This window comes from Shewanella sp. NFH-SH190041, from assembly GCF_024363255.1.
Taxonomy (GTDB): domain Bacteria; phylum Pseudomonadota; class Gammaproteobacteria; order Enterobacterales; family Shewanellaceae; genus Shewanella.
Window position 1 is genome coordinate 2,503,785 of sequence record NZ_AP026070.1, and the last position, 26,257, is coordinate 2,530,041.

At 44.7% G+C, this 26,257-nt stretch carries 18 protein-coding genes and 1 pseudogene; 11 read left to right on the forward strand and 8 right to left on the reverse strand.

What is annotated here, in order from left to right; translation table 11 throughout:
• Positions 1 to 55: 55 nt before the first annotated feature.
• Positions 56 to 2,278 (reverse strand): NADP-dependent isocitrate dehydrogenase, encoded by a 2,223-nt coding sequence (locus NFHSH190041_RS11160; RefSeq protein ID WP_261921920.1) that lies wholly within the window; start codon positions 2,276 to 2,278, stop codon positions 56 to 58.
• Between the two features lie 277 nt (positions 2,279 to 2,555).
• Here NFHSH190041_RS11160 and rluE point away from each other — a divergent pair, with 277 nt between their 5' ends.
• The 6 genes from rluE (at position 2,556) to cysK (ending at position 8,432) form a co-directional block, all read left to right on the forward strand.
• On the forward strand, positions 2,556 to 3,341 hold the full coding sequence (rluE, locus tag NFHSH190041_RS11165) for a 23S rRNA pseudouridine(2457) synthase RluE (protein ID WP_261921921.1): 786 nt from the start codon (positions 2,556 to 2,558) through the stop codon (positions 3,339 to 3,341).
• On the forward strand, positions 3,338 to 3,790 hold the full coding sequence (locus tag NFHSH190041_RS11170) for an NUDIX hydrolase (protein WP_261921922.1): 453 nt from the start codon (positions 3,338 to 3,340) through the stop codon (positions 3,788 to 3,790). The genes rluE and NFHSH190041_RS11170 overlap by 4 nt, the downstream gene beginning before the upstream one ends.
• A 146-nt stretch (positions 3,791 to 3,936) precedes the next feature.
• Positions 3,937 to 5,055 (forward strand): tRNA 2-thiouridine(34) synthase MnmA, encoded by a 1,119-nt coding sequence (gene mnmA / locus NFHSH190041_RS11175; RefSeq protein ID WP_261921923.1) that lies wholly within the window; start codon positions 3,937 to 3,939, stop codon positions 5,053 to 5,055.
• Positions 5,056 to 5,058: 3 nt separating this feature from the next.
• Positions 5,059 to 5,676: a high frequency lysogenization protein HflD gene (hflD, locus tag NFHSH190041_RS11180; protein ID WP_261921924.1), complete on the forward strand. Its 618-nt coding sequence runs from the start codon at positions 5,059 to 5,061 to the stop codon at positions 5,674 to 5,676.
• A gap of 44 nt (positions 5,677 to 5,720) precedes the next feature.
• Positions 5,721 to 7,091 carry an adenylosuccinate lyase gene (gene purB, locus NFHSH190041_RS11185; RefSeq protein WP_261921925.1) on the forward strand — a complete coding sequence of 457 codons (1,371 nt, stop codon included), beginning with the start codon at positions 5,721 to 5,723 and terminating at the stop codon, positions 7,089 to 7,091.
• Between the two features lie 372 nt (positions 7,092 to 7,463).
• A complete protein-coding gene (gene cysK, locus NFHSH190041_RS11190; RefSeq protein ID WP_261921926.1) occupies positions 7,464 to 8,432 on the forward strand; it encodes a cysteine synthase A in 969 nt (322 codons plus the stop codon).
• 478 nt (positions 8,433 to 8,910) lie between these two features.
• On the opposite strand, the gene NFHSH190041_RS11195 is transcribed toward cysK, so the two are convergent.
• Positions 8,911 to 9,986, reverse strand: a protein-coding gene (locus tag NFHSH190041_RS11195; protein WP_261921927.1) for an IS3 family transposase whose coding sequence is annotated in 2 segments (ribosomal slippage) — positions 8,911 to 9,734 and positions 9,734 to 9,986 — 1,077 coding nt in all. Because the reading frame shifts where the segments join, the coding sequence is not laid out codon by codon here.
• A gap of 325 nt (positions 9,987 to 10,311) precedes the next feature.
• Here NFHSH190041_RS11195 and NFHSH190041_RS11200 point away from each other — a divergent pair.
• Positions 10,312 to 11,280, forward strand: coding sequence for a TDT family transporter (locus NFHSH190041_RS11200; protein WP_261921928.1), 969 nt, complete (start codon positions 10,312 to 10,314; stop codon positions 11,278 to 11,280).
• A 120-nt stretch (positions 11,281 to 11,400) separates the two neighbouring features.
• On the opposite strand, the gene yfcC is transcribed toward NFHSH190041_RS11200, so the two are convergent.
• The 3 genes from yfcC to NFHSH190041_RS11215 form a co-directional block, all read right to left on the reverse strand.
• Positions 11,401 to 12,879 carry a putative basic amino acid antiporter YfcC gene (yfcC, locus tag NFHSH190041_RS11205; RefSeq protein WP_261925100.1) on the reverse strand — a complete coding sequence of 493 codons (1,479 nt, stop codon included), beginning with the start codon at positions 12,877 to 12,879 and terminating at the stop codon, positions 11,401 to 11,403.
• 198 nt (positions 12,880 to 13,077) lie between these two features.
• Positions 13,078 to 14,508 (reverse strand): sodium/pantothenate symporter, encoded by a 1,431-nt coding sequence (panF, locus tag NFHSH190041_RS11210; protein WP_261921929.1) that lies wholly within the window; start codon positions 14,506 to 14,508, stop codon positions 13,078 to 13,080.
• Positions 14,505 to 14,696 (reverse strand): hypothetical protein, encoded by a 192-nt coding sequence (locus tag NFHSH190041_RS11215; RefSeq protein WP_261921930.1) that lies wholly within the window; start codon positions 14,694 to 14,696, stop codon positions 14,505 to 14,507. The genes panF and NFHSH190041_RS11215 overlap by 4 nt, the downstream gene beginning before the upstream one ends.
• Positions 14,697 to 14,929: 233 nt before the next feature.
• Between NFHSH190041_RS11215 and NFHSH190041_RS11220 the strand changes: the two are divergent.
• Positions 14,930 to 15,445 (forward strand): annotated as a pseudogene (locus NFHSH190041_RS11220) (transposase); the annotation flags it as partial.
• A 168-nt stretch (positions 15,446 to 15,613) separates the two neighbouring features.
• On the opposite strand, the gene NFHSH190041_RS11225 reads toward NFHSH190041_RS11220, so the two are convergent.
• Both NFHSH190041_RS11225 and NFHSH190041_RS11230 read right to left on the reverse strand, forming a co-directional pair.
• Positions 15,614 to 17,260: a methyl-accepting chemotaxis protein gene (locus tag NFHSH190041_RS11225; protein ID WP_261921931.1), complete on the reverse strand. Its 1,647-nt coding sequence runs from the start codon at positions 17,258 to 17,260 to the stop codon at positions 15,614 to 15,616.
• A gap of 190 nt (positions 17,261 to 17,450) precedes the next feature.
• Positions 17,451 to 19,091 (reverse strand): methyl-accepting chemotaxis protein, encoded by a 1,641-nt coding sequence (locus tag NFHSH190041_RS11230; RefSeq protein WP_261921932.1) that lies wholly within the window; start codon positions 19,089 to 19,091, stop codon positions 17,451 to 17,453.
• A 653-nt stretch (positions 19,092 to 19,744) separates the two neighbouring features.
• On the opposite strand from NFHSH190041_RS11230, the gene ycaO reads away from it, so the two are divergent.
• Both ycaO and NFHSH190041_RS11240 read left to right on the forward strand, forming a co-directional pair.
• A complete protein-coding gene (gene ycaO / locus NFHSH190041_RS11235) occupies positions 19,745 to 21,505 on the forward strand; it encodes a 30S ribosomal protein S12 methylthiotransferase accessory factor YcaO (RefSeq protein ID WP_261921933.1) in 1,761 nt (586 codons plus the stop codon).
• Between the two features lie 195 nt (positions 21,506 to 21,700).
• Positions 21,701 to 22,603: a LysR substrate-binding domain-containing protein gene (locus NFHSH190041_RS11240; protein ID WP_261925101.1), complete on the forward strand. Its 903-nt coding sequence runs from the start codon at positions 21,701 to 21,703 to the stop codon at positions 22,601 to 22,603.
• 109 nt (positions 22,604 to 22,712) lie between these two features.
• On the opposite strand, the gene focA is transcribed toward NFHSH190041_RS11240, so the two are convergent.
• Complete coding sequence (gene focA, locus NFHSH190041_RS11245; RefSeq protein WP_261921934.1) at positions 22,713 to 23,579, reverse strand: formate transporter FocA; 867 nt, start codon at positions 23,577 to 23,579, stop codon at positions 22,713 to 22,715.
• Between the two features lie 830 nt (positions 23,580 to 24,409).
• On the opposite strand from focA, the gene NFHSH190041_RS11250 reads away from it, so the two are divergent.
• Positions 24,410 to 25,447 (forward strand): IS630 family transposase, encoded by a 1,038-nt coding sequence (locus NFHSH190041_RS11250; protein WP_261921935.1) that lies wholly within the window; start codon positions 24,410 to 24,412, stop codon positions 25,445 to 25,447.
• The last annotated feature ends 810 nt before the right edge of the window (positions 25,448 to 26,257 follow it).

Consider the following 26,257-nt stretch of genomic DNA (forward strand, 5'->3'; position numbering starts at 1 on the left):
CTAAAAACGCACCCTTAAGGGTGCGTTTTTTAATGACTTCTCAAAAACTAAACTATCAACCCAGAATGTTATTTAATGTCGCACTGGGTCGCATCACCGCCGCGGCCAGTTCAGTGTTTAAGCGGTAATAGCCGCCCAATTCGACCGGCTGACCCTGCACTTGATTCAGCTCAGAAACAATTTGCTCGGCACTTTCAGCCAGCGCCTTCGCCAAGGGGGCAAAGTGCTGCGCCAATTGCGCATCTGCGCTTTGGGCCTGCAATGCTTCGGCCCAATACAGTGCTAAGTAAAAGTGACTACCTCGATTATCCAACTCACCAACCCGGCGTGATGGTGATTTATTCTCATCCAAGAATCGACCAATAGCAGCATCCAACGCATCTGCCAATACTTTTGCTTGATGGTTATCAGCATTAAAACTCAAATGTTCCAATGAGGCCGCTAATGCCAAGAACTCCCCGAGGGAATCCCAACGCAAGTGATTTTCCTGTTCCATCTGCTGCACATGCTTGGGGGCACTACCGCCAGCCCCTGTTTCAAATAGGCCGCCGCTATTCATTAGCGGCACAATGGAAAGCATTTTTGCACTGGTACCCAACTCCAAAATCGGAAACAGATCAGTCAGATAATCCCGCAGCACATTACCTGTAACGGAAATCGTATCCAAGCCGGCCTTCATCCGGGTCAATGAGAAACGGGTCGCATCTACTGGAGCCAAAATACGAATATCTAACCCAGTCGTATCATGCTCCTGCAGATAACGCTGTACTTTACGGATAAGTTCCGCATCATGAGCACGCTGTTCATCAAGCCAGAACACCGCTGGAGTTTGAGATAAACGCGCGCGATTAACGGCCAGTTTCACCCAGTCTCGTACCGGCGCATCTTTCACCTGACACATACGCCAAATATCACCAGGCGCAACCTGCTGGCACATCAATTCTCGTCCCTGCTGATCGATCACTTTTACTGTACCAGCAGCCGAAATCTCAAACGTTTTATCATGACTGCCGTACTCTTCGGCCTTCTGTGCCATCAGCCCCACATTAGGCACACTGCCCATGGTTGCCGGATCAAAGGCACCATTGGCCTTACAAAAATCAATGGTTGCCTGATAGACCCCGGCATAGCAGCGATCAGGTATCAAACATTTAGTATCATGCAACTGACCGTCCGGTCCCCACATCTGCCCAGAGGAGCGGATAGCGGCTGGCATAGATGCATCAATAATAATATCGCTAGGCACATGCAGATTGGTGATACCTTTATCTGAATTGACCATCGCCAATGGTGGCTGGAACTGATATACCGCAGCTAAATCCGCTTCAACTTCTTGCCGTTTGGCATCGTCCAGATCAGCAATTTTGGCATACACATCCCCAATGCCATTGTTAGCATCCACCCCCAGAGACTCAAACAATTCAGCATGTTTATTGAATGCCTGCTGATAGTAAGTTTTTACACAATGGCCAAACATAATGGGATCGGACACCTTCATCATGGTGGCTTTCAGGTGCAGGGACAGTAACACACCTTCCTGTTTTGCCGCGGCAATTTCAGCGGTAAAAAAATCAACTAACGCTTGTTTACGCATTACTGCGCAATCAATCACTTCCCCAGCTTGCAAAGGCAATTTTGCAGACAATAGAGTAGGTTTAGCAGCGCCATCTACCTCATGAACAATGGTCACCTCAGTGGCTGACTCTAATGTCAGCGATTGCTCACTGGCATAGAAATCACCTTGCTGCATATGGGCAACGTGTGAGCGAGAATCACTAATCCAGCGACCCATCGCATGGGGGTTTTTACGAGCATACTGTTTAACAGATGCCGGCGCGCGGCGATCAGAATTACCCTCCCGCAATACCGGATTAACAGCACTGCCTTTTACCTTGTCATAAATAGCTTTGATCTGCCGTTCATCTGCAGTATTCGGCTCATCGGGATAATCTGGCAAATCATAGCCTTTAGCCTGTAATTCCTTAATACAAGCTTTCATCTGGGGAATGGAGGCGCTGATATTAGGCAACTTAATAATATTGGCACCGGGAGTCTGTGCTAACTCACCCAACTCCGCGAGATGATCGCCAATCAGCTGCGTGGGCGTTAGCCGGTCAGCAAAGCTCGCAATAATACGCCCAGATAGAGAAATATCTCGGGTTTCAACATTAATCCCCGCCGGCCGGGTAAAAGCCTGGATGATAGGCAGCAGAGAATAGGTCGCCAGAGCCGGCGCTTCGTCCGTCTCGGTATATATAATGGTGGGTAGCTGTTTCATGTTTCATCCTACAGTGATTGGTTTTGATATTATTGTTATCGTACAGAGTGGATGGACCGGACTGGCCGGAAAAACAGGCTGTATGGCAATGCCCTTTTACAGGCATTTGTGATCACAACCTATCCTGGTCGAATGTTGCCAAACCGTATATATCCTTCAACAAAGATCACATTTGTTGGCGCTCATCATAGAGCATTACGTTGTAGATTCAAATTCCACTGAGCGCGAATGCCGGTTAAAATGTAAAAAATTCTTAACTGTCGAACCTCGTCCAAACGTGCAAAATTCCAACAGCGCTCGTCCTCGTCTATCTCTGTCAGCGACTCGCCGTCAAGCTAACCGCTCCCAGCGTCACAACCAACAAAACACCTCTCAACAACAAGGTCATCAACAGAAAAAGTCTCACGCCACAGGCGCTCGCCCAGTCCGCAGTAACACCGCCGCCGGCACACGTCATCGCTCAGGTAAACCGACTCGCCCTCGGGCAGAGAATCCGGTCATTATGCTGTTTAATAAACCCTTTGATGTACTGTGTCAATTTACCGATGAGCAAGGGCGACAAACACTGAAAGACTTTATCCCAGTTGCAGATGTGTATGCCGCGGGTCGCTTGGACCGTGACAGTGAAGGTCTGTTGCTACTCACCAATGACGGACAATTGCAAGCACAGCTCACCGCCCCCAAAAAACAAACCTATAAAACCTATTGGGTGCAGGTAGAAGGCATACCGACAGGAGCAGCTCTCGCGCAACTGCGTAGTGGCGTCACCCTCAAAGATGGTCCGACTCTGCCAGCCAAAGTGACCCTGATCCCAGAGCCATCAGTATGGCCACGTAACCCACCGGTGCGGGAACGAAAAAGCATTCCCACCAGTTGGCTGGAAATCCAAATCTGTGAGGGACGAAATCGTCAGGTTCGTCGCATGACAGCCCATATCGGTTATCCAACATTACGTCTGATCCGCTATGCCATTGGCCCGTATCGACTCGATGATCTTCCCCAAGGAGAATATCGCATACTGGCTCAGCCAAACCGTACTAATCAGCAAGGTCGTCGCCCATGAATCAGCGTTACCGCCCCAATGTGACCGTTGCCTGTGTGATCCATTGCCAAGGACATTTTTTGTTGGTTGAAGAAGAAATCAATGGCCAGCGTTGTGTTAATCAGCCAGCGGGGCATCTGGAAGCCAATGAATCACTGCTTTGCGCCTGTCAACGCGAAGTGCGCGAAGAAACTGGCCTGATGGTAATGCCAGATAAACTGCTTGGCATTTACCAGTTTTCCGCGCCAGATGGACTGGCATTTTTGCGCTTTACCTACTTGGTAGAGCTGCCACAAATGCAAGCGCCTACACCACAGGATAGCCAAATTAATGCAGCCCACTGGCTCACTATAGAGCAAATCCGTGGGATAACTGCTTCCCACCGCAGTGTACTAGTCATGCAATCAATTAATGACTATCTGGCAGGTAAAGGCACTGATTTGAATCTGATAAATGCGGACTTTCTGTAGATAGCGACGTCCTGTAAAGCGTGATAGAATACGCCCCCGCGTAATAAACCCGGTGACAGTTCACCTTTGGGGCAGGCCAACGGGCCTCCGGCAGACGAAGCCGGGCTCTGAAACCGGACATTGACTATTTTTCAGGTTTTATATCCATGACATCTATTGATCCTGCTCATAAAGGCAAAAAAGTCATTGTCGGCATGTCCGGCGGTGTGGACTCCTCCGTTTCTGCATACCTGCTCAAACAGCAGGGCTACGAGGTAGAAGGCCTGTTTATGAAGAACTGGGAAGAAGATGACACTGATGAATACTGCGCTGCAGCTGAAGATTTAAAAGATGCTCAAGCTGTCTGTGACAAGCTGGGGATCACGCTGCACACGGTCAACTTTGCTGCTGAATACTGGGATAACGTCTTTGAGTACTTCTTGGCTGAATATAAAGCCGGCCGTACCCCGAACCCGGATATTATGTGCAACAAGGAAATTAAATTTAAAGCCTTCCTTGAGTTTGCCCAGGATATTCTGGATGCCGACTATATCGCCATGGGACATTATGTTCGCCGTCAGGATACCGCTGATGGACAGACACTGATGCTGCGTGGTCTAGATGGCAATAAAGATCAGAGTTATTTCCTTTATACCCTGAGCCATGAACAGGTTGCCCGTAGTCTGTTCCCCGTAGGCGATCTGGAAAAACCCCAGGTACGTCGCATCGCTGAAGAACAGGGACTGATCACCGCCAACAAAAAAGACAGTACCGGTATTTGCTTTATCGGTGAGCGAAAGTTCAAAGACTTTTTGGCTAACTACCTACCAGCACAGCCAGGCAATATTGAAACGCCAGAAGGCGAGGTTATCGGCCAGCATCAAGGGCTGATGTACCATACGCTAGGCCAACGTAAAGGGCTGGGTATTGGTGGCATGAAGAACAGCAATGACAACCCATGGTTTGTGGTTGATAAAGAGATGAACCGTAATGTGTTAGTTGTTGCCCAAGGGCATAAACACCCTCGCTTGATGTCTGATGGCATGATGGTTAACCAGCTCCATTGGGTTGACCGTAAAGGGCCAGATGACGGTGCCCGCATTACTGTAAAAACCCGCTACCGCCAACAGGATATTCCCTGCACGGTGACATTGGCAGATGATGGCTTTATCCGTGTGATATTTGACGAACAGGTCGAAGCCGTTACTCCCGGTCAGTCGGCCGTCTTTTATGATGGCGAAATTTGTCTTGGCGGCGGCATTATTGACTCATTAATAAGAGAATAAATCTTGAGCAATCCGTTAAATGACAGGACCATGGCCTTTGCTGGGGCGCTAACCGCCCTGGCTCAGGTGCAACAGCTGGCCCGGTTGGGTGAATCCGATCCCGACACTGTCAGTGCCAGCTTAAACACCATCACCATCACTGATCCCGATAGCTGCAGTGATGTTTACCAAGATAAATTTGCCCTACAACGGGGCTACCGCTTGATACTGGATCAACTGGGTGATGGTAAACGCAAAGATATAGAAATTACCCGCTACCTCGTGGGTATTCTGGCACTGGAGCGCAAGCTGGCTAAAAATGCCAACGCAAGAGGTATGTTGGCAGAAAGGATTAATCAGGTTCAGCGCCAGTTGAACCATTTCAGTATCACAGACGAACAAGTGATCGCAAATCTGGCCAGTATTTACAGCGATGTCATCAGTGATCTGGGACCGAAAATTCAAATCACGGGTAATCCCGCCTGTCTTCAGCGTCCGCTAATACAGCAAAAAATTCGTGCCCTGCTGTTGGCGGCGATGCGCAGCGCCGTGCTCTGGCGTCAACTGGGCGGTAAACGCCGCCAATTGGTCTTCAGCCGCAAAACCATCATTGACAGCGCTAAAAACAGCCTAAGCCAATAACTATATACAGCTAACAATCAGCCAAGTTCATCAAGGAGCTTTTAATGGAACTTTCCGCACTGACTGCGATCTCTCCGGTAGACGGTCGTTACGGCAGTAAAACCGCCGCCCTCCGTGACTTTTTCAGCGAGTATGGTCTCACCAAATATCGTGTTCAGGTTGAAATCAACTGGCTGAAAATGCTCTCCAGTTGCCCGGAAATCACCGAAGTCCCCCCATTTAGTGAAACCGCATTATCCCTACTTGATGCTATTAAAGATAACTTCAGTGAAGCCGATGCCCTGCGAGTAAAAACCATTGAAGCCACCACAAATCACGACGTGAAAGCGGTGGAGTACTTCATTAAAGAAAAAATTGCCGATAATGCCGAATTGGCTGCCGTAGGCGAGTTTGTGCACTTTGCTTGTACATCGGAAGATATCAACAACCTGTCCCACGGCTTGATGTTATCCGAAGCCCGTACCCAAGTATTGCTGCCATATTGCCAGCAATTAATTGATGGCGTGAAAAATCTGGCCCGTGAATATCGCGATGTGCCATTAATGTCACGGACCCACGGTCAGCCAGCCACCCCATCGACTCTAGGCAAAGAGATGGCCAACGTTGCGGTCCGTTTAGAGCGTCAAATTAAGCAGATCGCAGCCGTAGAAATTATGGGGAAAATCAACGGTGCTGTAGGTAACTACAATGCACATTTATCCGCCTATCCTGAAGTAGACTGGCATGCGCTATCACAGCGCTTTGTTACCAGTTTGGGACTAAACTGGAATGCCTACACGACCCAAATCGAACCCCATGACTATATTGCAGAGTTGTTTGATGCCGTAGCCCGCTTTAATACTGTACTGATCGATTTTGATCGGGATATTTGGGGCTATATCGCCATGGGGCATTTCAAGCAAAAAACCGTGGCCGGGGAAATCGGCTCCTCTACCATGCCACATAAAGTTAACCCTATTGACTTTGAAAACTCTGAAGGCAACTTGGGTATCGCCAATGCCATCATGCAGCATCTGGCCGCTAAATTGCCACTGTCCCGCTGGCAGCGCGATCTGACCGACTCTACCGTGCTGCGTAATCTGGGCGTGGGTATGGCCCATTCCTTAATCGCCTACCAGTCCACACTAAAAGGCATTAGCAAGCTGGAAGTGAACCAAGAACATCTGCTTGAAGAGCTGGATCAGAATTGGGAAGTACTGGCTGAGCCTGTTCAGACCGTTATGCGCCGCTATGGTATCGAAAAGCCATACGAAAAACTCAAAGAGCTAACCCGTGGCAAACGTATCAATGCTACGCAGCTGGCTGAGTTTATCGATTCACTGGAACTGCCAGACAATGTTAAAACTGAGCTGAAACAGATGACGCCGGCTAACTACATTGGTCGCGCTGCAGCATTTGTTGATGATCTGAATTAACAAGTACTATCAAGCTTATTGCGCTAATAGCGGTAGCCCTTGGGCTTACCGCTATTTTTTTATCCAGACAAACGAATCGTTAACAGTTCAATTGCTATTTTGACTAATAGTTGTATTTGTCGCAAAAACGAACGCCACATGCTTTAGCCACGCACACCTGCACCATATGCCCCGCTTTTCTCATGCAGCAAGGTGATCCCCCAGTCTGCTCTATATAACTAATAAAACTAAATAGCGACGATGTATAAACTTATGCCTTATAAAAAGACCTTTCTTATATAACCAAAAGTAATATGAGATAGCAAAGCGGCACTTCAAAAATCCCGTAACAGGATTATTCTCTTATAACGCAATAAAAGGAGCATACCCCCAATGAGCAAGATTTATGAAGATAACTCCCTCACCATAGGCCATACCCCACTGGTCAGACTGAATCGCGTCAGTCAAGGCAAGGTGCTGGCTAAAGTTGAAGCGCGCAACCCCAGCTTCAGCGTGAAATGCCGCCTAGGAGCCAATATGATTTGGGAAGCGGAAAAACAGGGGCTGCTCACTGAAGGTAAAGAACTGATTGAACCCACCTCGGGTAACACGGGGATTGCCCTTGCCTACGTGGCTGCCGCTAGAGGCTACCCGCTGACCCTGACCATGCCCAATACCATGAGCCTTGAGCGACGTAAACTTCTAAAAGCATTAGGGGCAAACCTTATCTTGACCGATGGTGCCAAAGGCATGAAAGGGGCGATTGATAAAGCCGAAGAAATCCGCGCATCTAATCCAGAAAAATATGTCCTGTTACAGCAGTTTAGCAATCCAGCTAATCCGCAAATTCACGAAAAGACCACAGGACCAGAAATTTGGCAAGACACGGACGGTGCAGTTGATGTCGTTATCGCTGGGGTCGGTACAGGCGGTACCATTACCGGCATCAGTCGTTACATCAAACAAACTCAAGGTAAAGCAATCACCTCTGTCGCTGTCGAGCCAGCTGATTCACCAGTGATAAGTCAAACCCTTGCGGGCGAACAAATTGCCCCAGGTCCACATAAAATTCAAGGTATCGGTGCCGGATTTATTCCACAAAATTTGGATTTGGAATTACTGGATCGCGTGGAAACCGTCACCAATGAAGAAGCCATCGAAATGGCTCATCGCTTGATGAAAGAAGAAGGTATTTTAGTGGGTATTTCATCTGGCGCAGCTGTTGTAGCGGCTAATCGCATTGCTGCACTACCAGAGTTTACCGGTAAAACCATTGTTACTATTCTGCCATCTGCATCGGAACGTTATCTTTCATCTGTCCTGTTTCAGGGACACTTTGGTGACGAAGAAAACCAGCAGTAGTTTTTATACTAACTGATTAACGTAATCGCCCTGAGCCTTATACGGTCAGGGCGATTGCAATTAAAACCACCCTTTGTAACAAGATCCTCTCGATGCAATGGTATTTGCCGATAATAGTTAATAATGCCTTGTTTCCCCGACTTGATTATCACCTGCCGTTAGCTGGTAATCTGAGTCACACAAATGCCCCCCTATTATTGAGTGGTTTGAATCACTTCAGCGACTTGGCCAACTACCTGCACTCTGCACTTTTATACTCCATCAAGAGCATCATTTATTCTCGTATAATTAAACACGACGGCTCCATTTTCGCATTACGCCAAAACACGACCCAATCAGATAACTAGACCAGTGCCGATAACTGCCATCAACACTCATGTGGCCATTCATACTGTTCTTTATAACTTAAGGCATAAGAACATTCATACAGAATTATTGTGGTAGTCCTCCCTTTTTTAACCGCAGTTTAAAGTAGAGGCTAAGCAGCCATCAGTGGTGGCCTGCCATTGTTTGCTTTGTGTGGTCGTTCATGATTGTAAAACCAAAGCCACTTTGTTGCGTAGTCTTGTACCTCGTCTATTGAGTCGAAAAGATGCTTGCTGACCCAACTGTATCGAATTGTTTTGTTGTGCCTTTCTATGTAAGCGTTCTGCTGGGGCTTACCTGGCTGAATATATTCAATCCGAATGTTGTGTCGCTTAGCCCAATTGACAAACTCACCGCTAATGAACTCAGGCCCATTATCACAACGGATAATTGAAGGCTTTGGCCGCTGCTCCAAGAGTTGATTTAGCGTCCTAATAACTCGTAATGCTGGCAATGACAATCCCGCTTCAATCGCCAAACCTTCACGATGATAATCATCGATAACGTTGAATAAGCGGTAGCGTCGGCCATCGGCTAATTGATCATGCATGAAATCTACAGACCAAACTTGATTCGGCCGCACGGGTTCTTTTAGAGGCTCTGGGGCATGGCGTTTTAGCCGTCGTTTGGGGCGAATACGCAGGTTTAACGCCAACTCGCAATAAATACGATATACGCGTTTGTGGTTCCAGAGTTTGCCTTTCACATTGCGCAGGTAATCAAAGCACAGACCAAAGCCCCAGTCATTTTCATCTGTCGTCAGCTGGATAAGCCAATCGGCAATATCCGCATTTTCATCTCGAAGGACTGATTGGTAGCGGTAGCAACTTTCACTGACACTGAAAATGCGACACGCCATTCGAATACTGATGTCTGAAGCCGCCACAGACTGCTGAGCAAGCACTCGCCGCTCACTGGGCTTCACCACTTTTTTGCCATGGCTTCCTGAATGATTTCGGCTTTGAGGCGTTCTTCTGCATACATTTTCTTGAGCCGCCGGTTTTCGTCCTCAAGCTCTTTCATGCGTGCCATGAGTGACGCATCCATGCCACCATATTTTGCACGCCATTTGTAAAAGGTCGCACTGCTCATGCCATGCTCACGACAAAGCTCTGGAACGGGCGTTCCTGCTTCAGCTTGCTTGAGGATGTTAATTATCTGACTGTCTGTGTATCGCGATGTTTTCATGTCGAATCTCCTACGTTTTACCTTACGAGAAAATTCTACTTTTGGCTGCTGTTATTTTTCGGGGGGACTACCTTGTCATACCTAAGCCGAATAATACTTCCCATAAAACCAAGAGCAGATCCCACTGCAATCAAGCTAACAGGACGGCTGAGCCAACATCATCCACGCATACGCTGACTCACAGCCGAAGGAATCTTACTACGATTAAGTTTTTCTTAATTCAAAACTAATTAAAATCAAATTTCATTAATACAGTGAACATCATACAATTTGTGTCAATCGCTTTTCGGCAGTTTCTGCCCCTTACAAATAATCAGGACACGAAATGAGTCAACCCACTGTCTCCTGGACACAAAAATTCGCCACCTTACCAAGTCCAATGGCTGGTTTAGCACTGGCTATCGGCAGCCTTGGCTGGACTTGGGAAAATTTAGCTCCGCTACATGGCGCTGGCCAACTGACAGGGGCCGTTATTGCCAGCGTTATGCTACTGGCTCTAGTGGTTAAGTTCGTCTTCCATCCTAAAGTCTTGTGGCAAGAACTGACTCACCCTGTAGTCGGCAGTGTTATTCCCACTTTTGCAATGGCATTGATGGTAATTTCCAAAGCTGTCGGGTTATATGCCCCAGCGACCGGGTTAATGCTCTGGTTAGCTGCAATTGCAATCCACATAATTTTTCTGGCCGCTTTTGTTTATTACCGCGCCATTGACTTCAATTTAGATCATATGGTTCCCAGCTGGTTTGTGCCCCCTATCGGCATTATTGTGGCAGCGGTCAGCTTCCCAGGTCAGGGGTATGATTGGCTGGCGAATGCCATTTTATTATTCGGTATGCTCAGTTATTTAGTGATGCTGCCACTGATGTTGTACCGTTTAATTTTCGGTCAACCTGTGCCAGCTGCAGCCAAACCAACAATCGCTATTCTGGCCGCACCAGCCAGTCTGTCTCTGGCTGGTTATCTGACAGTATCAAGTAATCCCAATATTGTGATTGTGGGTTTGCTGCTAGCTGTAGCCGTGCTGATGACCGCGGTGATTTATCTGGCATTTTTCCATCTGCTGAAACTGCCCTTTTCACCTGGCTACGCCGCATTTACTTTCCCCATGGTAATTGGCGCAACAGCATTATTTAAAAGCTCAGTATGGACAACGCACTTCCAAGGCATGGGCGGCTTTTCAGATTTACTGCACCTTATGGCTGTGGTTGAATTACTGATTGCAACCTTGGTGGTGAGTTATGTGGCACTGCGTTATGTCCTGTTTTATGCGCCACGCCGTCACGCTATCAATTGATTTCGATACTTATTCAGGCACCTAAGTTCGAACCTCAGGCACAGAACATCTAACCCTAAACCCCAACAGATAAAACCCTGCCCAATGGCAGGGTTTTATCTTATTGCGAGCATATACACATTAAACAAATCCGCCATAGTGACAACCAATCACCATCGCACTGGAACACAGCATCAACGCCAACATAAAGCGCCAGATAAACCGCAGCCAATCTCCCCAATCAACCCGGCATACGCCAAGTGTTGCCATCAGTGATGCCGATGTCGGTACCAAAATATTGGTCAATCCGTCCCCCAGTTGGAATGCCAACACAGCAACTTGACGGCTGACACCAACCAAATCGGCTAATGGCGCCATTAATGGCATAGTCAATGCCGCCTGCCCAGTCCCTGAGGTAACAAAAAAATTGAAGACCGACTGAAATAGATACATAAACCAAGCCGAAAGCACATCCGGCAATTGGCCAATTCCTTGCCCAGCAGTGTTCAGTACAGTATTGAGTACACTGGGTTCTGTGGCCTTACCACCGCCCAGCAATAATAAAATCCCAGATGCACACCCCACTAACACCGCAGGCTCAATCATGGTTGCAGCCCCCTGTTTAAAGCTTCGGGCAACAGTATTAACCGTCATACCATTTAAACGGCACACAACGCCTACGACACCAACAACTAAACCCATGGTAAAAAATTGACTGGCAATTTCTGGAATAAACCAAGCATGAACGACTACGCCCCAAACAACCCAACCAATAGTGACGGCAATCGTAAGCAGAACTAACCAATCACCAATATTGAAGCGGCTATCAGGTAAGGTCTTTGCCTGCTCTGCCCGCATAGGAGCATCAGTATGATAGCTGAATGATTCAGTAGGCTCGCGCCGGATCCGGCTGGCATAACGCATAGTGAACAAAATACCAAGCAGGGTAAAACCAACCCACATAGGCAAACGCACCTCAGTGCCAGATAATACCGGCACTCCGGCTATGCCTTGGGCTATCGCAACACCAAATGGATTCATCCAACTACTGGCAAACCCCACCTGGGTTGCCACATAGGTCACCATCACAGTGGTAATACCGTCATAGCCTAGTCGCAGCATCAATGGGCAAATAATAATGGCAAAAGCAATGGCTTCTTCCCCCATGCCAAATACCGCCCCCCCAAGAGAGAACAAGGTAAAAAGGGACGGAATAAACAGCATTTCATTACCGCGGGTTTTATCAATCAGACGCAAAATACCGTTATCAATTGTTCCCGTTGCCATCACCACACCAAAGGAGCCACCAATCACCAACATAAACATGATGACACCAATGGCACTGCCCCACTTAGAGCCAGACGTCAGCCCCTCAAAGGCAAAATTCAGTAATCCGACACCACCACCGCCTTCAAATAGGGGGACAGGCGCCTTAATTGGCTGGCCTTGACTATCCAGTTGATACTCAAATGAATCAGGATTGACAACAGTGCGGGTCTTCTCCACACCATCCGCCATATAATAAATTACTTCAGTTTGAAATGAGCCAATCGGCACAAAATAGGTTAATGCTGCCGCTAACAGTGCAACAAAAAAAATGATGACGAGGGTATCAGGCATCTGCCAACGTTGGACTCTGGCAGCAGATTCAGCCCCGGAAGCGCCCGGGGCAATAGCTGGTTCGTGCGGTTTCATTGGCCTTACCGAATCTTATTATAAGTCTCGGCAATATAACTAATTTATGCATAGCTTACAGCCCAAAAGCTGTAAGAAATTGAAACCATACGCATACTCAGTCACAAAACTGGCATAACTACATCATTTATGTCGATAACGCGCTAAAGTTCGACATAGCAGCATCGCCAAAATCGACAGCAGCAATGAGGGCACAATAGGATGGACTCGCCACGGCAAGGTTCCGGCATTCAATAATAATAAATAACTGATCAATCCGGTGAGCATCGCCGCAAAAGCGGCATTACCACTGATTTTTGGCATAAACAGCCCCGCAATGACAGGCCAGAGAAATACGGCCTGCAATGCGCCGAATGCAGCTAAGTTGAGCCAGACAATCATTTTCGGCGGCGACATTGCCCACCAAGCAGCTAAGGCACTTATCACCACCATCGCCACTCTGGTCAACGCCAACTGTACTGTCGCAGCGACCTCTTTTTTACCCTGGCGGTTACGCTCCCGCACCCAAGCATCACGGATAAAGGTCACAGCAGATTGCAGCAACATAGAATCCACGGATGACATGACCGCCGCAATCGGTGCCGCCAGAAAAATACCTGCAACCCAAGGCGAAAATAACCCGCCGATAAGCGTGGGCATAATTTTGTCGGGAACAGTGAGATCAGGATATAACGCCCGACCGAAGAAACCACATAAATGAGGAATAAGTGTCATTAACGCACTGATCAACGTCCCCCACAGCATGCCTCGCCGAAGCGCCTGACTGTCTTTTACTGCGAGCAACCGTACAACCGTGTGAGGCAGCCCCATGGTACCAAAACAGATAAGCACCCAAAAAGACAGCATCATAGGCCATCCCAGCAACTGCCCATCACCCATAGGTGTAAACAGTGCAGGTTTGTGACTGGCTAACTGCCCCAATTTAGCACTAAAGTCAGGCCGCGCCAGAATAGCAAACAGCAACATTAACACCCCAAGCAGCATAACCACGCCTTGTACGGCATCTGTGGTCGTCACCGCCCGAAAGCCCCCGGTCAGGGTATAGGCCAATACAGTCAGCACAAAAATGGCTAAACCAATTTCGTAATTTATTCCGCTGACACCCGCAAATAAGCGCGCGCCACCGATAAACTGCACGGTGATCATGGCAACAAAGCCTAAAATCAGTGACAGCACAGCCAAGCGGCTAAGCCAAGGGTGCCCAAAGCGCTGATCTAACCACTCAATCAAGGTGGCATGTTGGGTTTTCAGTGACAAAAACTTAGGGCCTAATACCCCCAAAGTCAGCATGGCGACCGGCACCTGGATCAAGGCTAACCAAACCCATCCCAGACCAATATGATAAGCAGCACCAGGGCCACCAATAAATGAGCTAGCACTGGTATAAGTTGCTACCAAGGTCAATGCCAGTAGCGGGCCGTTAAGGAAACGGCCACCGATAAAAAAGCGTTTAGCTTTATCCTCATGCAGCCCGTCACTAAAACGCCGTCCCAGATAGCGGCTGATCAGCAAGCTCAGTAACAGATAAGCAATAATGGGAAGCAAAGTACTCATAAGACGTTTTTCATTCGCAGCAAACACAGCGCCAGCACCAAACATGCAGGTGCGGCAATAATGGAGAGCCAAAACCACAATGGCATCCCCAACCACATTAGACGGGGGTCAATACACAAAGGGCCGGCGACCCAGAGCAGAAAATAGCCCAGGGTTAACAGCAAGGTAATTTTGGACAACTTGGGCATGCGATCCCCATGGTTCCGGATTGCGCCAATCGATAATCAGCGCAGATTAATGCAAAGGAGCGGAATTTTAAATGACATCGCACCCTGGAGCAATAATTCAACCAGTTTGTGACATGTATTGCAGCGAATTGTGTTTGATTTAAGCTGAATATCAATGATTTTGTATGCAGGCCACCTCTGATGACTGCTTAACCTCTACTTTTAACAGCGGTTAAAAAAGGGAGGACTACCGGCTTAAAGGCTTTCCAGAGGCCATTGAAACCCTTTATCCACATACGGAAGTGCAGTCCTGTATTATTCATCAAATCCGCAATTCACTGAAGTACGTGGCGTCCAAGAATCAAAAGGCGTTTATGGCGGACTTGAAGTGTGTCTACAAGGCTGCCACGCTGAATGCCGCCGAAATGGCGCTGGATGAACTGGAAGCTAAATGGGGCGATAAATACCCTATGGTGATTAAGTCCTGGCGTAACAAGTGGACACTGTTATCGACTTATTTTAAGTACCCGGACTACGTGCGTAAGGCCATCTATACCACCAATGTTGTTGAGGCCGTACATCGTCAGTTCCGTAAACTGACAAAAACCAAGGGTGGTTTTGCCAACGAGAACAGTTTGCTCAAACTGCTCTACGCCGGGATATTGAAGGCTCAAGCGCGATGGTCACACCCGATACAAAATTGGAATTTGACGCTGTCTCAGTTATCAATCCATTTTGAGGGCAGACTCGAAGCCTACATCGATCTGTGAGTGAGGGTGACACAGAAATTTGAACACTCTCAGCATAGAGAGTTACCTTTGGTTTTGAACAAAGATTCAGCACCTTTATCAAAACGGGTAACTCCCTACTTTTCAAGAAGCAGTGTCAGATATAGTCGGAACTAATACAATTAATACTCAACTAGCCGACACAGTAACTTAATTTACGCTGGCTAATTTAAATTGATCAACTTGGTTTTGCAGTAAAGAAGCTAATTCCGCTAATTCCTGACAAGAGTTAGCTGTATGTCCAGCCCCCTGGGCAACTTCAAATGAAGAGTTATTGATAATTTCAATATTTTTACCTAATTCTTGAGTCACTACATCTTGTTCACTACAGGCCGTTGCTATTTGAGCGCTCATTTGAGAAATATTATTAACTCTAGACTCAATCGTTTGCATTTTTTGACGGAATGACTCACTTTGTGAAACACAAGATTTTATCATTTGGCAACTTTCATCTGTCGCCATCAAGACCGAATGAACGCTTTCCTGTAATCGTTTGATAATCTCAACAATTTCGCCGGTTGAATCTTGAGTTCTCCCAGCAAGAGTTCGGACTTCATCAGCAACAACAGCAAAACCACGCCCTTGTTCGCCAGCTCGAGCAGCCTCAATAGCCGCATTTAAAGCCAGCAAATTGGTTTGCTCTGCTATCCCTCGGATGACATCAACAACCACATTAATATTAGTTGTCTCCTGCTGTAGTTGATTAACCAATATACCAGCATCATCAATTTTGGCTGAGGCTTGCTCAATTTCATCCAAGGTATGTTCGATATCTAATGCCCCTTCTCGGGAAGCTTGATTTGCATGTTTAGCAACAACAGACGATTCTTCAGTATTACAGGCTACTTCCGCTACAGCACTACGCATTTGCTCAATCGCAGAAGCAACCAAGATAACTTCGTTTTGTTGCTTCTGCATACCACTAGCAGATTGCTCGGCTACAGCGCTAACTTCTTCGATAGAAGACTGCAACCGAGACACTGCAGAGCTAATATTAGTGATTAAAGTAGATAATTGCTGTTGCATCACCATACTGGAATCTGCTAACTGACCAAATTCATCATCCGCAATGGCATCACGATTAATCTGATAACCGAGATCTCCCTTAGCAATGGCTCCAATAAAGGCAAGAATTTGAGACAAAGGCCGAGTAATTTGACGACTTAAAATGGTATTGATAATCATTAACAAAACAGATAACAACACAATACAAAAGATGGTACCATTCAAATTATTTGCCATTGCTTGCCGTACCGCATCACTTTCACTGTGAACATACTCCAGATTTACTTCATATAACTCAGTAGTTAAGTCATCTAATGGTTTATATTTATCATAACTGTCATCAAACGCCTTACTTGCTTCGTCATATTTTTTCTGATTAATTAAGGTCGTAAAATAAGCACCTTCATGCTTATAAATCTCCCATTTCTCTTTAAACTGTTCATATAATGCCAATTCTTTTTCACCATCAACATAATCAGCATATTTAAAAACAAAGTTATCTATCGCAGAATAATAACCGGCTATCTTTTCTAAGTTTTTAGAAAAATCGCTCATCTTATCTTTTCGAGATATAATATACAGCTGAGTTCGTCTTGAATCAGATAACCGTTCATAGATTGAATCAATCGCACTTAAACTAGGAACCGCCTGTTCCGTCAAACTATCAAGTTTTATATTAATATCGATTGAGTTATTATAAGTATATGCACTTAACAATATTAATAATGAAATGACTAACAAAAATGATAGTGTGATTTTTTTACTGATAGAAAGATTTTTTAAAAAGTTCAACTTCAACCCACATTTACTTTTAAATATTAATCAAAATAATATATGATATTATATCCTTGCAAAGGATCGTTACTCATAAGAGCTCCCCGTAAGATATAATAGTATTTAAGTATTAACAGCATAAACTAAATCAGATAGATTAAGCTTATGCTATTAAATATACTTACTACAGAAGACAAATTTCAGCTGACTATACTAGCTTAAACTTGTTTACCTCACTCTGCAACATTGCAGCTAGCTCTGCCAGTTCATGGCAAGATTTAGCTGTGTGCGCTGCCCCTTCCGTCACTTCAAAAGAAGAATCATTAATACGTTCCACATTTTTCCCTAACTCTTTTGTTACAACATCTTGCTCACTACAAGCACTGGCAATTTGCTCACTCATGCGGTAGATTTGTGATACTTGAGTTTCAATGTCAGTCATTCTCTCGCCACTTTGCTGGCTTTGTTGAACACATGATTTAATCAGCTCACAACTTTCATTGGTGATATTAAGAACAGAAAATGAACTTTGCTGTAATTTCTTAATTATCTCTATAATTTCACCAGTAGAATTCTGGGTTCTTCCCGCTAACGTTCTAACTTCATCAGCAACAACCGCAAAACCTCGCCCCCGTTCACCGGCACGAGCAGCTTCAATCGCAGCATTCAAAGCTAATAAATTAGTTTGTTCAGCGATCCCCCTAATCACGTCAACCACAATATTAATATCTGCAGTTTCTTGCTGTAATTGGTTAACTAACATGCCTGCTTCATCAATTTTAGCTGACGCTAATTCAATCTGATTTAGGGTAAAACTGATATCTTTTGCACCATCTTGAGAAGTCTGATTTGCATGATGGGCAAGCGTACTCGACTCTTCAGTATTACTTGCGACATCTGCAACTGCAGCACGCATTTGTTCAATAGCTGATGCAACTAACGTTACCTGACTCTGCTGCGACTGCATACCATTTGAAGATTGTTCCGCTACAGCACTAACCTCTTCAATTGCTGATTGCAAACGAGCTACAGCATTCGCAATATTCTCTACTAAACTAGCAAGGTTACGTTGCATTTCAATGCCTGAATCAGCTAAATAGCCAAATTCATTTTCCGCAATAACTTTACGATTAATTTTATAATCTAGGCGTCCTTTTGCGATTGCATCAATAAAATCTGTAATTAATTTTAGCGGTAAACCTATTTCTCGGCCTAACCCAAACTTAATTACCATCAATAACATAATTAAGACAAAAATACAGACAAATGTACCATATAAACTATGTTCCATCGCCTCACGGACGCTTCTTGTTTCTTGATGAACTTGTTCTAAATTATCTTGATAAAGCAGAGTTGTATAATCATCGATAGGTTTAAAAAGACTATAACTCTCTTCAAATTTTTTCCCAGCAGCCGAAAATTGATGCTGCTCAATCAATTCATTAATATTAAGACCAATTTGCTTATAGTTTTCCCAAGCTTGTTTCAAACCTTGGTAATACTCCATCTCTTTATCATTATCGACATAATTAAGATACTTATTGACAAATTCATCTGCAGCACTATATTTCTCAGTAATCAAATTAATTTCTGATGAGAATTGATTCCTTTTCTCTGTCTGCGAAAAAATGTAGAGCTGAAAACGACGAGAATCAGCAATTCTCTCGTAGATACTATCGACAGTTCTCAACGCAGGTATCGCTTTCCCTGTTAAACTATCCATCTTATTATTCATATTATCAGAGTTAAGATAGATATAAAGACTTAAGGCTAAAAGCAACGCAATAACAAAAAAAAGTGCAATTGTAATTTTTTTGCTAATTGATAGATTTCTAATAAAAGCTAACATTTTACCTTCTAACTATTTTTGTTTTCTCGTTGTAACTTCAATGACACACAATCATGCTACGATAATAGAAGATATTTTTCTTCCTTTGTCATGGGAAAGCCATATGACAAACTATTTTATCAACATAAGATGTTTGGTTTTTAAACACCACCATCATCTAATGATAACATTCCTGCACTCTCTACAATTGCATCTTAGTCATTTTAAAAACACCGTAACCAAAACATTCTGAATAATATAACATAAAATAATTAAACTCTTTATTAGAATCCTACAGTTCTTATTTCTTGTCCAGAAAAAATCAAATCTATATTACCTTATAGGTATTATTTGCTTATTATTTATACTTAACAGCTGCAAAAACCAACAATAATTTAATCGGGTTTTATTTCCTGACTTATATGAACCTTTAATCATCAATATGATTTATTCTAAATCGATATAGCATAATATTTTAGCTTTCTTTAATTTAAAAAATCAATTCTTGGCATTACTATACTATTACGCTATTACACTTAATAATTTCGATATATTGACCGCTGCATATCGGAGTATTTTCATATCAAGCAAGAATATTTCCTAAATATTGGTGTTGTGCATTTCTCTCACATACAATATGCACCTTTATACTGTTACGCACCATTGAGGATGCTATGAACCATACGTATATTCCGGGTAAAGACGAAGCCTTAGAAGTGTCTATCGCCACCATGCAGCAACGCCTAACCAAGTTTGGTTTTGATATTGAAGAAGCCTCATGGTTAAACCCAGTGCCCCATGTCTGGTCAGTCCATATCCGGGATAAAAACTGTCCAGCTTGTTTTACTAATGGTAAAGGCGCTAGTCGAGAAGCCGCGCTAGCCAGTGCGCTGGGTGAATTTTTTGAGCGCTTAGCATGTAACTATTTTTTTGCTGATTTCTATCTTGGAAAGCAAATTGCTAACAGTGAGTTTGTCCACTATCCCAATGAAAAGTGGTTTCCGATTTCAGAAAACTCTCGTCCAGATGAATTAATGAATCCAGAATTATGGCAACACTATGATCCTGACCAAGAAGTAACACTATCAGATTTAGTGGATCTGCAATCTGGCAACCCTGAGCGGGGTGTTTGTGCACTGCCTTTTGTTCGTCAACGGGATCAACAAACCACTTATATTCCAGTCAATCTTATTGGTAACTTATATGTCAGTAATGGCATGGCTGCCGGTAATACAGCGACCGAGGCACGCACCCAATCATTAAGTGAATGTTTTGAGCGTTATATTAAAAACCGTATTATCGCTGAAAGCATCAGTTTGCCAGAAATCCGACAAGATGTGATTGCGCGTTTTCCTGATGTGGTTGCAGCAATTACTGAATTGGAAAAACAAGGATTTCCAATCACCTGTTTTGACGCATCCTTAGGAGGTGAATATCCCGTTATCTGTGTCACACTGTTTAATCCAGCTAATGGGGGATGTTTTGCCTCTTTCGGTGCCCACCCACGATTTGAAGTCGCACTGGAGCGAACAGTCACAGAGCTACTGCAAGGCCGTAGTCTAAAAGATCTGGATATTTTCCCCCAGCCGTCTTTTGATAATGAAGAAGTTGCAGAACATACAAATCTTGAAACGCATTTTATTGATTCATCAGGATTAATTTCATGGGATCTATTCTGTCAGACCCCAGATTATGAATTTGTTGATTGGAACTTTAATGGCAGCACCGAAGCTGAATGCCAATATTTGCTGGATAAATTCCACCAATTAGGTGCAGATGTGTATATTGCGGATTATCACCATTTAGGCACTTATGCCTGCCGAATTTTGGTGCCTGGATTTTCTGAGATCTATCCGGTTTATGAATTAACTTGGGTCAATAATAACCGGGCAATGTCATTCAGAAACCTGCTACAGCAATGGTTACACACTCCGAATCAATTAGAGTTGGCACAGACCCTGCTCGATATGATGGACAGTTTGGATTTAGATGAATTTCAACCACTAGATCAACTTCTGGGCTTAGCCGTAGATGATAACTCTCCATGGTCGACTCTGCGAACTGGGGAATTACGCTGTTTATTGTCGCTCAATTGTGGCGAATTAGAGGATGCTTTGGAATGGGCACAGTGGACCACAGGGTTCAATGCTGGCGGCATCAATCCTGCGCAACAACAACGATTACGTTTTTATCATGCTGTGACGGCTATTTTAACTGTATTACTTGAAGAACGAGAGTTAAACGAGTACGAAACACAATTCAAACGTATGTTTACTCCCGAAGATTATGAACAGGCATTGGCACATATTGAAAATCGTCAGCAAGGGTATGATTTAAAGCTTAGCGATGATTTACTCAGCTTCACTAAACACCAAAAACTGTTAGCCGCTTATCATAAATTACAACAAGCCAAACAAGCCGCTACCGAAAAATAAACCCACCTAACATAGCGCCACAGCAATAACTGTCGCTGGGGCGCTATTCCCAATTATCAGCACCGCAATATGACAAAGATCTAATTTATGCCGTTCTATTTTGTGAAATAGATCGCAACACACTATGATCTCGTCATGTATCCGCGCATGAGCATGCAACCACTTTCAGGCTACATGCATAGCCATTCCATCAGAATGAAATATTCTCTTAAACAAATTGCTGTATTTGATGCCATCGCCAGTGAAGAAAGTGTCAGTGCTGCTGCAAGAAAATTAGCCATGACCCAGTCAGCCGTGAGCATGTCACTTTCACAATTGGAAAATTTACTGGAAAGACCCCTGTTTATCCGCCAGGGAAACCGGCTAGTACTGTCTCACTGGGGTCACTGGCTCAGACCTAAAGCCAGGCGGCTATTGCAAGATGCAGAACAAATCGAACTTGGATTACATGATCAGCATCTACTCAGTGGCCTGTTAAACCTGGGCGCTAGCCAAACAGCGGCGGAGCATTTGCTACCTACCCTGATTAGCAGTTTAGATCATGATTTTCCTGAATTACGCATTGGGCTATCAGTAGAAAACAGCGATCAAGTGATCCAGGGAGTATTAAGTTATGAATATGATATAGGTATCATTGAAGGGCGCTGCGATGATAGCCGTATTCAATATATGCCTTGGCTGGATGATCATCTAGTTGTGATTGCCGCACCAGAACATCCTTTTGCTCATCTAAATAAAGTCAGTGCGATGCAGCTACAACAAGCCCGGTGGGTACTAAGAGAACAAGGGGCTGGTACCCGCTGCATTTTTGATGCTGCAATTCATGGCGTGATTGATAGAGTCAATGTTTGGAAAGAATACAGCCAAATTAGCGTATTAAAATCTTTAGTCAAACACGGGGTTTATTTATCAGCCCTGCCTTGGCTTGATGTTGTGCAAGATGTCAGTGCTGGCAGTTTGGCAGTGTTACCTACTCCGGAGTTAGATATGCATCGACAATTGGCGTTTATTTGGCGTCAAGATGCAGGAGAAAACCCATTACGCAATTGTATTATTAGCCAGGGGAAAAAACAGGTGCGGGATCACCCCATGCCTTAAAGCCAAAATTTTTATTTATACAGAAAAACAAACAACAAACACTAAAAGAGATAGCCTTCGCTATCTCTTTTAGTGCGTGGCGTTAGCCATGAGTTTCGACTACAGCTAATTAAGCCGCTTCATCATCATGCATTGCTTTACTTTCAATAAACCAGTTACCCAGCCCAACAATCACACCACCACCAACAATATTACCTAAAGTGACAGGGATCAGATTGGCAGTAATAAAATTACTCACAGTCAAATCAGCAAACTGCGCTTGAGATACACCCAGTGCGGTAAAAAACTCAGGACTAGCAAAATGGGCAATGGCAATACCCAGTGGCACCATAAACATATTGGCAATACAGTGCTCAAAGCCACTGGACACAAACATGGCAACCGGCAAAATTAGCATAATTGTGCGAGCCATAGCTTCTTTGCTGGCAAATGTCATCCATACACCTAAACAAACCAGCATGTTACACAAGATGCCCAATACAAATGCCTGCGCCCAATTATGGTGAATTTTATGCTGGGCAATTTTCAAGGCATTCAGCCCCCAATGACCACCATCGAGCAGATACATGCCGGCAACCATAATCAGCGCCAGCATCACCAAGGACCCAATCAAGTTACCCAGATAGACACGGCCCCAACAGGCTAACATTGCACCTAAACGCACTCGCCCCTGCGCCCAAGCCAGTGTGGTTAATACCGTACTAGTGAATAGTTCAGCACCACAGATCACAACCAGCATTAATCCTAAACTGAATGCCAGACCACCGATAAGTCGAGTAGTGCCCCATGATGCACTACTACCGGTTGTCACCGTAATATAAAACACGAATGCCAAGGCAATAAATGCACCGGCAAACATGGCTAAGCCAAAAGACTGTGCCGGGGTTTTCTGTACCTTGGCATAGCCGTATTGTTCGGCTTGTTTGCTCATACTCAATGCTGATGCAAACGGGTTGGATTCTGTTTTTGTAGTCATCTAACAACACTCCGGACAAACAAATAAGGATGGCTAATGCACACAATGGGCAAAGCGTATCCTTTAATCGGGTCTATTTTCAACGCAAGCTTAACTAAATTAGCGTAATAGGAATAATGGATAAATCTGATCCTAAGTATCAGCAGGATTGAATATACCCTTTCGCACAGGGCTATACAGCGACATAAAACTTTAAAATACAATATGATACATATGCAAAAGGGACATTTAAGCTTAGCCATACCACAGCTAAACGCCCCAAAGAACACCAAACTTATTGGCAAACAGGGACAAAACGCCAAGCAGTTTAAATTCTACAAAGGTGCGACGCTCATGGGAGATGTAGATAAATAACGCAACAGTAACCGTAAATTAGTCCTACAGCGCATTATATCAGCACCATTATCAACAAAACTGATGGTAAATACATTAACCATCAGCGTAAATCGGCCGACTCTTGGGTGAGTAGTCACCGAAACGTCAATAAATTAAACACAAAATGCGGAGTTAATTGGTAAGACCAAAACTAACGACATAAGTTCCACTATTATTGCTATTTGTATCATTTAGTGTCAGCCCAAAATATGGCCCATGACCCATATTTAGGAGCCATGGTAGCCTGATATCTAAGCCCTTCCGCTATCTAGGCTCAATCAAGAAAAATAAATACCCCAGTAACAGTACGCTTAGTCGTCTTTAACCTACCGTTTGCTAAATAGCTGTTCCTAAATGTAGATCACTGAGTTTCGAAAATAGAAGGGAACTCGGCTCAATTTGAGCGATCTGATCAATCGCCAAACCAACCAACTCACACAAGCCGAGCCGAGACCATGATTCTAACATTACCAAACCGTTCTGAGAGACGTCGAATCCAAAAAAAGATGCATAAAACCAGAGACAAAGATGAGTATCGCCCTTTGAATGCTATTCTCTTGCTGTCATCTGGGCGCTCTGTGACAGAGGTATCCGGTTTGATTGTAGCGGCTCGTTCTTCAATTAACCAATGGGTAGGTTGGTACACTGAATGTGGTATTGAAGGTTTAGAGTCATCAACCCGGGGCTGTTCCCGGGTACTGCCTTTCTACCAAATAGGCCGCATGCTCAAACTCATGCTTCAATTGCCACCGCAAGCACTGGGGTATCAGCGCTCCCGTTGGAGAACAGAACTGATGGCGATTGAAATTAACCGCATGTTTTCATTGCAGGTTCACTCTTCAACGATTCGGCGATGGTTGCCAAAACTCGGTATTGTTTGGCGTCGGGCGGCTCCGACATTGCATATTAGAGATCCCCTCAGAGACGACAAACTTAAAGCAATTAGGGATGCCCTACAGCACTGCGATATCGACCATCCAGTGTTTTATGAAGATGAAGTTGATATCCATCTTAATCCGAAAATCGGTGCAGATTGGATGGATAAAGGTCACCAAAAACGCGTGCCTACACCAGGCCAAAATGCCAAGCGATACCTTGCAGGTGCGCTTCACTCAGGAACCGGGAAAGTAAGCTATGTCGCCAGTGCCAGCAAAGATTCAACGCTGTTCATTTCGATGTTGAAGTTACTGAAAAGACAATACAGACGCGCCAAAACAATTACGCTCATTGTTGATAACTACATCATTCACAAGAGCAAAAAGATTCAGGTATGGCTCAAGCAAAACCCGAAGTTCATTTTACTGTTTCAACCAGTTTACTCCCCCTGGGTTAACAAGATAGAGAAGCTATGGCATGCACTTCACGAAACGGTCACTCGGAACCATCAATGCCGGAATATTTCGAAACTGATAGAGCGGGTTAAGTATTTTATGGATCATGCCTCACCATTTCCTGGTGGTGGGCATGGGCTCATGAAAGTGGAGCACAATTAGGATCACTTATTTAGGATCTTACTCCCTTATCCGCCCCAGCCTAATATTGTGCAGTTCATCAATATATTACTTACAGCTCAAATTCTTAGTAACGGTTGTTCTCCTAAATAAACACAATAAAAGTTGTCACTATAAGCGCACTGATAAAAACGCTATTTCCAGGGTAATGACTCGCAGCGGCTTACGAGCTGAAACGGCCATGAGCCAATCATGCTGACTGTGTCAGTAATAATGGTATCCATATGACATAGTCCAGATGCCCGCTAAAAACAGATGGCAGATACCAATGATAAGTTCGCCGCACCAATGAGTGTAAAAATATGACGCAGGTAGCAAAAATGGACTATCTGAGCTACCCAACGCCAACACACAGAACAATGAACCGATATCGGTATGAGCCTCAACAAGCTTATTCATCTGTTTCAACTAAGTGATACAACAACTTAGTAAGCCACCCGCCACGCAGCAGACAGAAACACTAGCAATACCGTTACCGATGCATATAATTGTTTACCGTTAATTAAATCTGACCAAAGTAAACACCAGTTAGCACCCAACTATGCAACAATCTCACTCCACATTTTCACCAATGGATATTGATCACATTTTCCCGCAAGCCGTTGGTTAAAAATTGCTAACTCGGTAGCAAATGCAACATCTTTTGGTGGTTAAATAACCGTATTGGGGTGCGGGTTATCTAGGACTGTGCTAATATACTTATGGACAATTGGTCTGACCAATTTGCTGACAGCCTAATCCAACTCTTCGTCATCATGGTGGGCTGTCAGAGACAAAATTCCTACGGAATAA

What these genes read in the sequence shown, in the direction of transcription:
- focA (WP_261921934.1), bottom strand. Translation starts at nt 23,579, where the DNA reads ATGACTACAAAAACAGAATCCAACCCGTTTGCATCAGCATTGAGTATG.
- NFHSH190041_RS11170 (WP_261921922.1), top strand. Translation starts at nt 3,338, where the DNA reads ATGAATCAGCGTTACCGCCCCAATGTGACCGTTGCCTGTGTGATCCAT.
- NFHSH190041_RS11240 (WP_261925101.1), top strand. Translation starts at nt 21,701, where the DNA reads ATGAAATATTCTCTTAAACAAATTGCTGTATTTGATGCCATCGCCAGT.
- purB (WP_261921925.1), top strand. Translation starts at nt 5,721, where the DNA reads ATGGAACTTTCCGCACTGACTGCGATCTCTCCGGTAGACGGTCGTTAC.
- yfcC (WP_261925100.1), bottom strand. Translation starts at nt 12,879, where the DNA reads ATGCCTGATACCCTCGTCATCATTTTTTTTGTTGCACTGTTAGCGGCA.
- ycaO (WP_261921933.1), top strand. Translation starts at nt 19,745, where the DNA reads ATGAACCATACGTATATTCCGGGTAAAGACGAAGCCTTAGAAGTGTCT.
- panF (WP_261921929.1), bottom strand. Translation starts at nt 14,508, where the DNA reads ATGAGTACTTTGCTTCCCATTATTGCTTATCTGTTACTGAGCTTGCTG.
- NFHSH190041_RS11215 (WP_261921930.1), bottom strand. Translation starts at nt 14,696, where the DNA reads ATGCCCAAGTTGTCCAAAATTACCTTGCTGTTAACCCTGGGCTATTTT.
- NFHSH190041_RS11250 (WP_261921935.1), top strand. Translation starts at nt 24,410, where the DNA reads ATGATTCTAACATTACCAAACCGTTCTGAGAGACGTCGAATCCAAAAA.
- mnmA (WP_261921923.1), top strand. Translation starts at nt 3,937, where the DNA reads ATGACATCTATTGATCCTGCTCATAAAGGCAAAAAAGTCATTGTCGGC.
- NFHSH190041_RS11230 (WP_261921932.1), bottom strand. Translation starts at nt 19,091, where the DNA reads ATGTTAGCTTTTATTAGAAATCTATCAATTAGCAAAAAAATTACAATT.
- cysK (WP_261921926.1), top strand. Translation starts at nt 7,464, where the DNA reads ATGAGCAAGATTTATGAAGATAACTCCCTCACCATAGGCCATACCCCA.
- NFHSH190041_RS11160 (WP_261921920.1), bottom strand. Translation starts at nt 2,278, where the DNA reads ATGAAACAGCTACCCACCATTATATATACCGAGACGGACGAAGCGCCG.
- NFHSH190041_RS11200 (WP_261921928.1), top strand. Translation starts at nt 10,312, where the DNA reads ATGAGTCAACCCACTGTCTCCTGGACACAAAAATTCGCCACCTTACCA.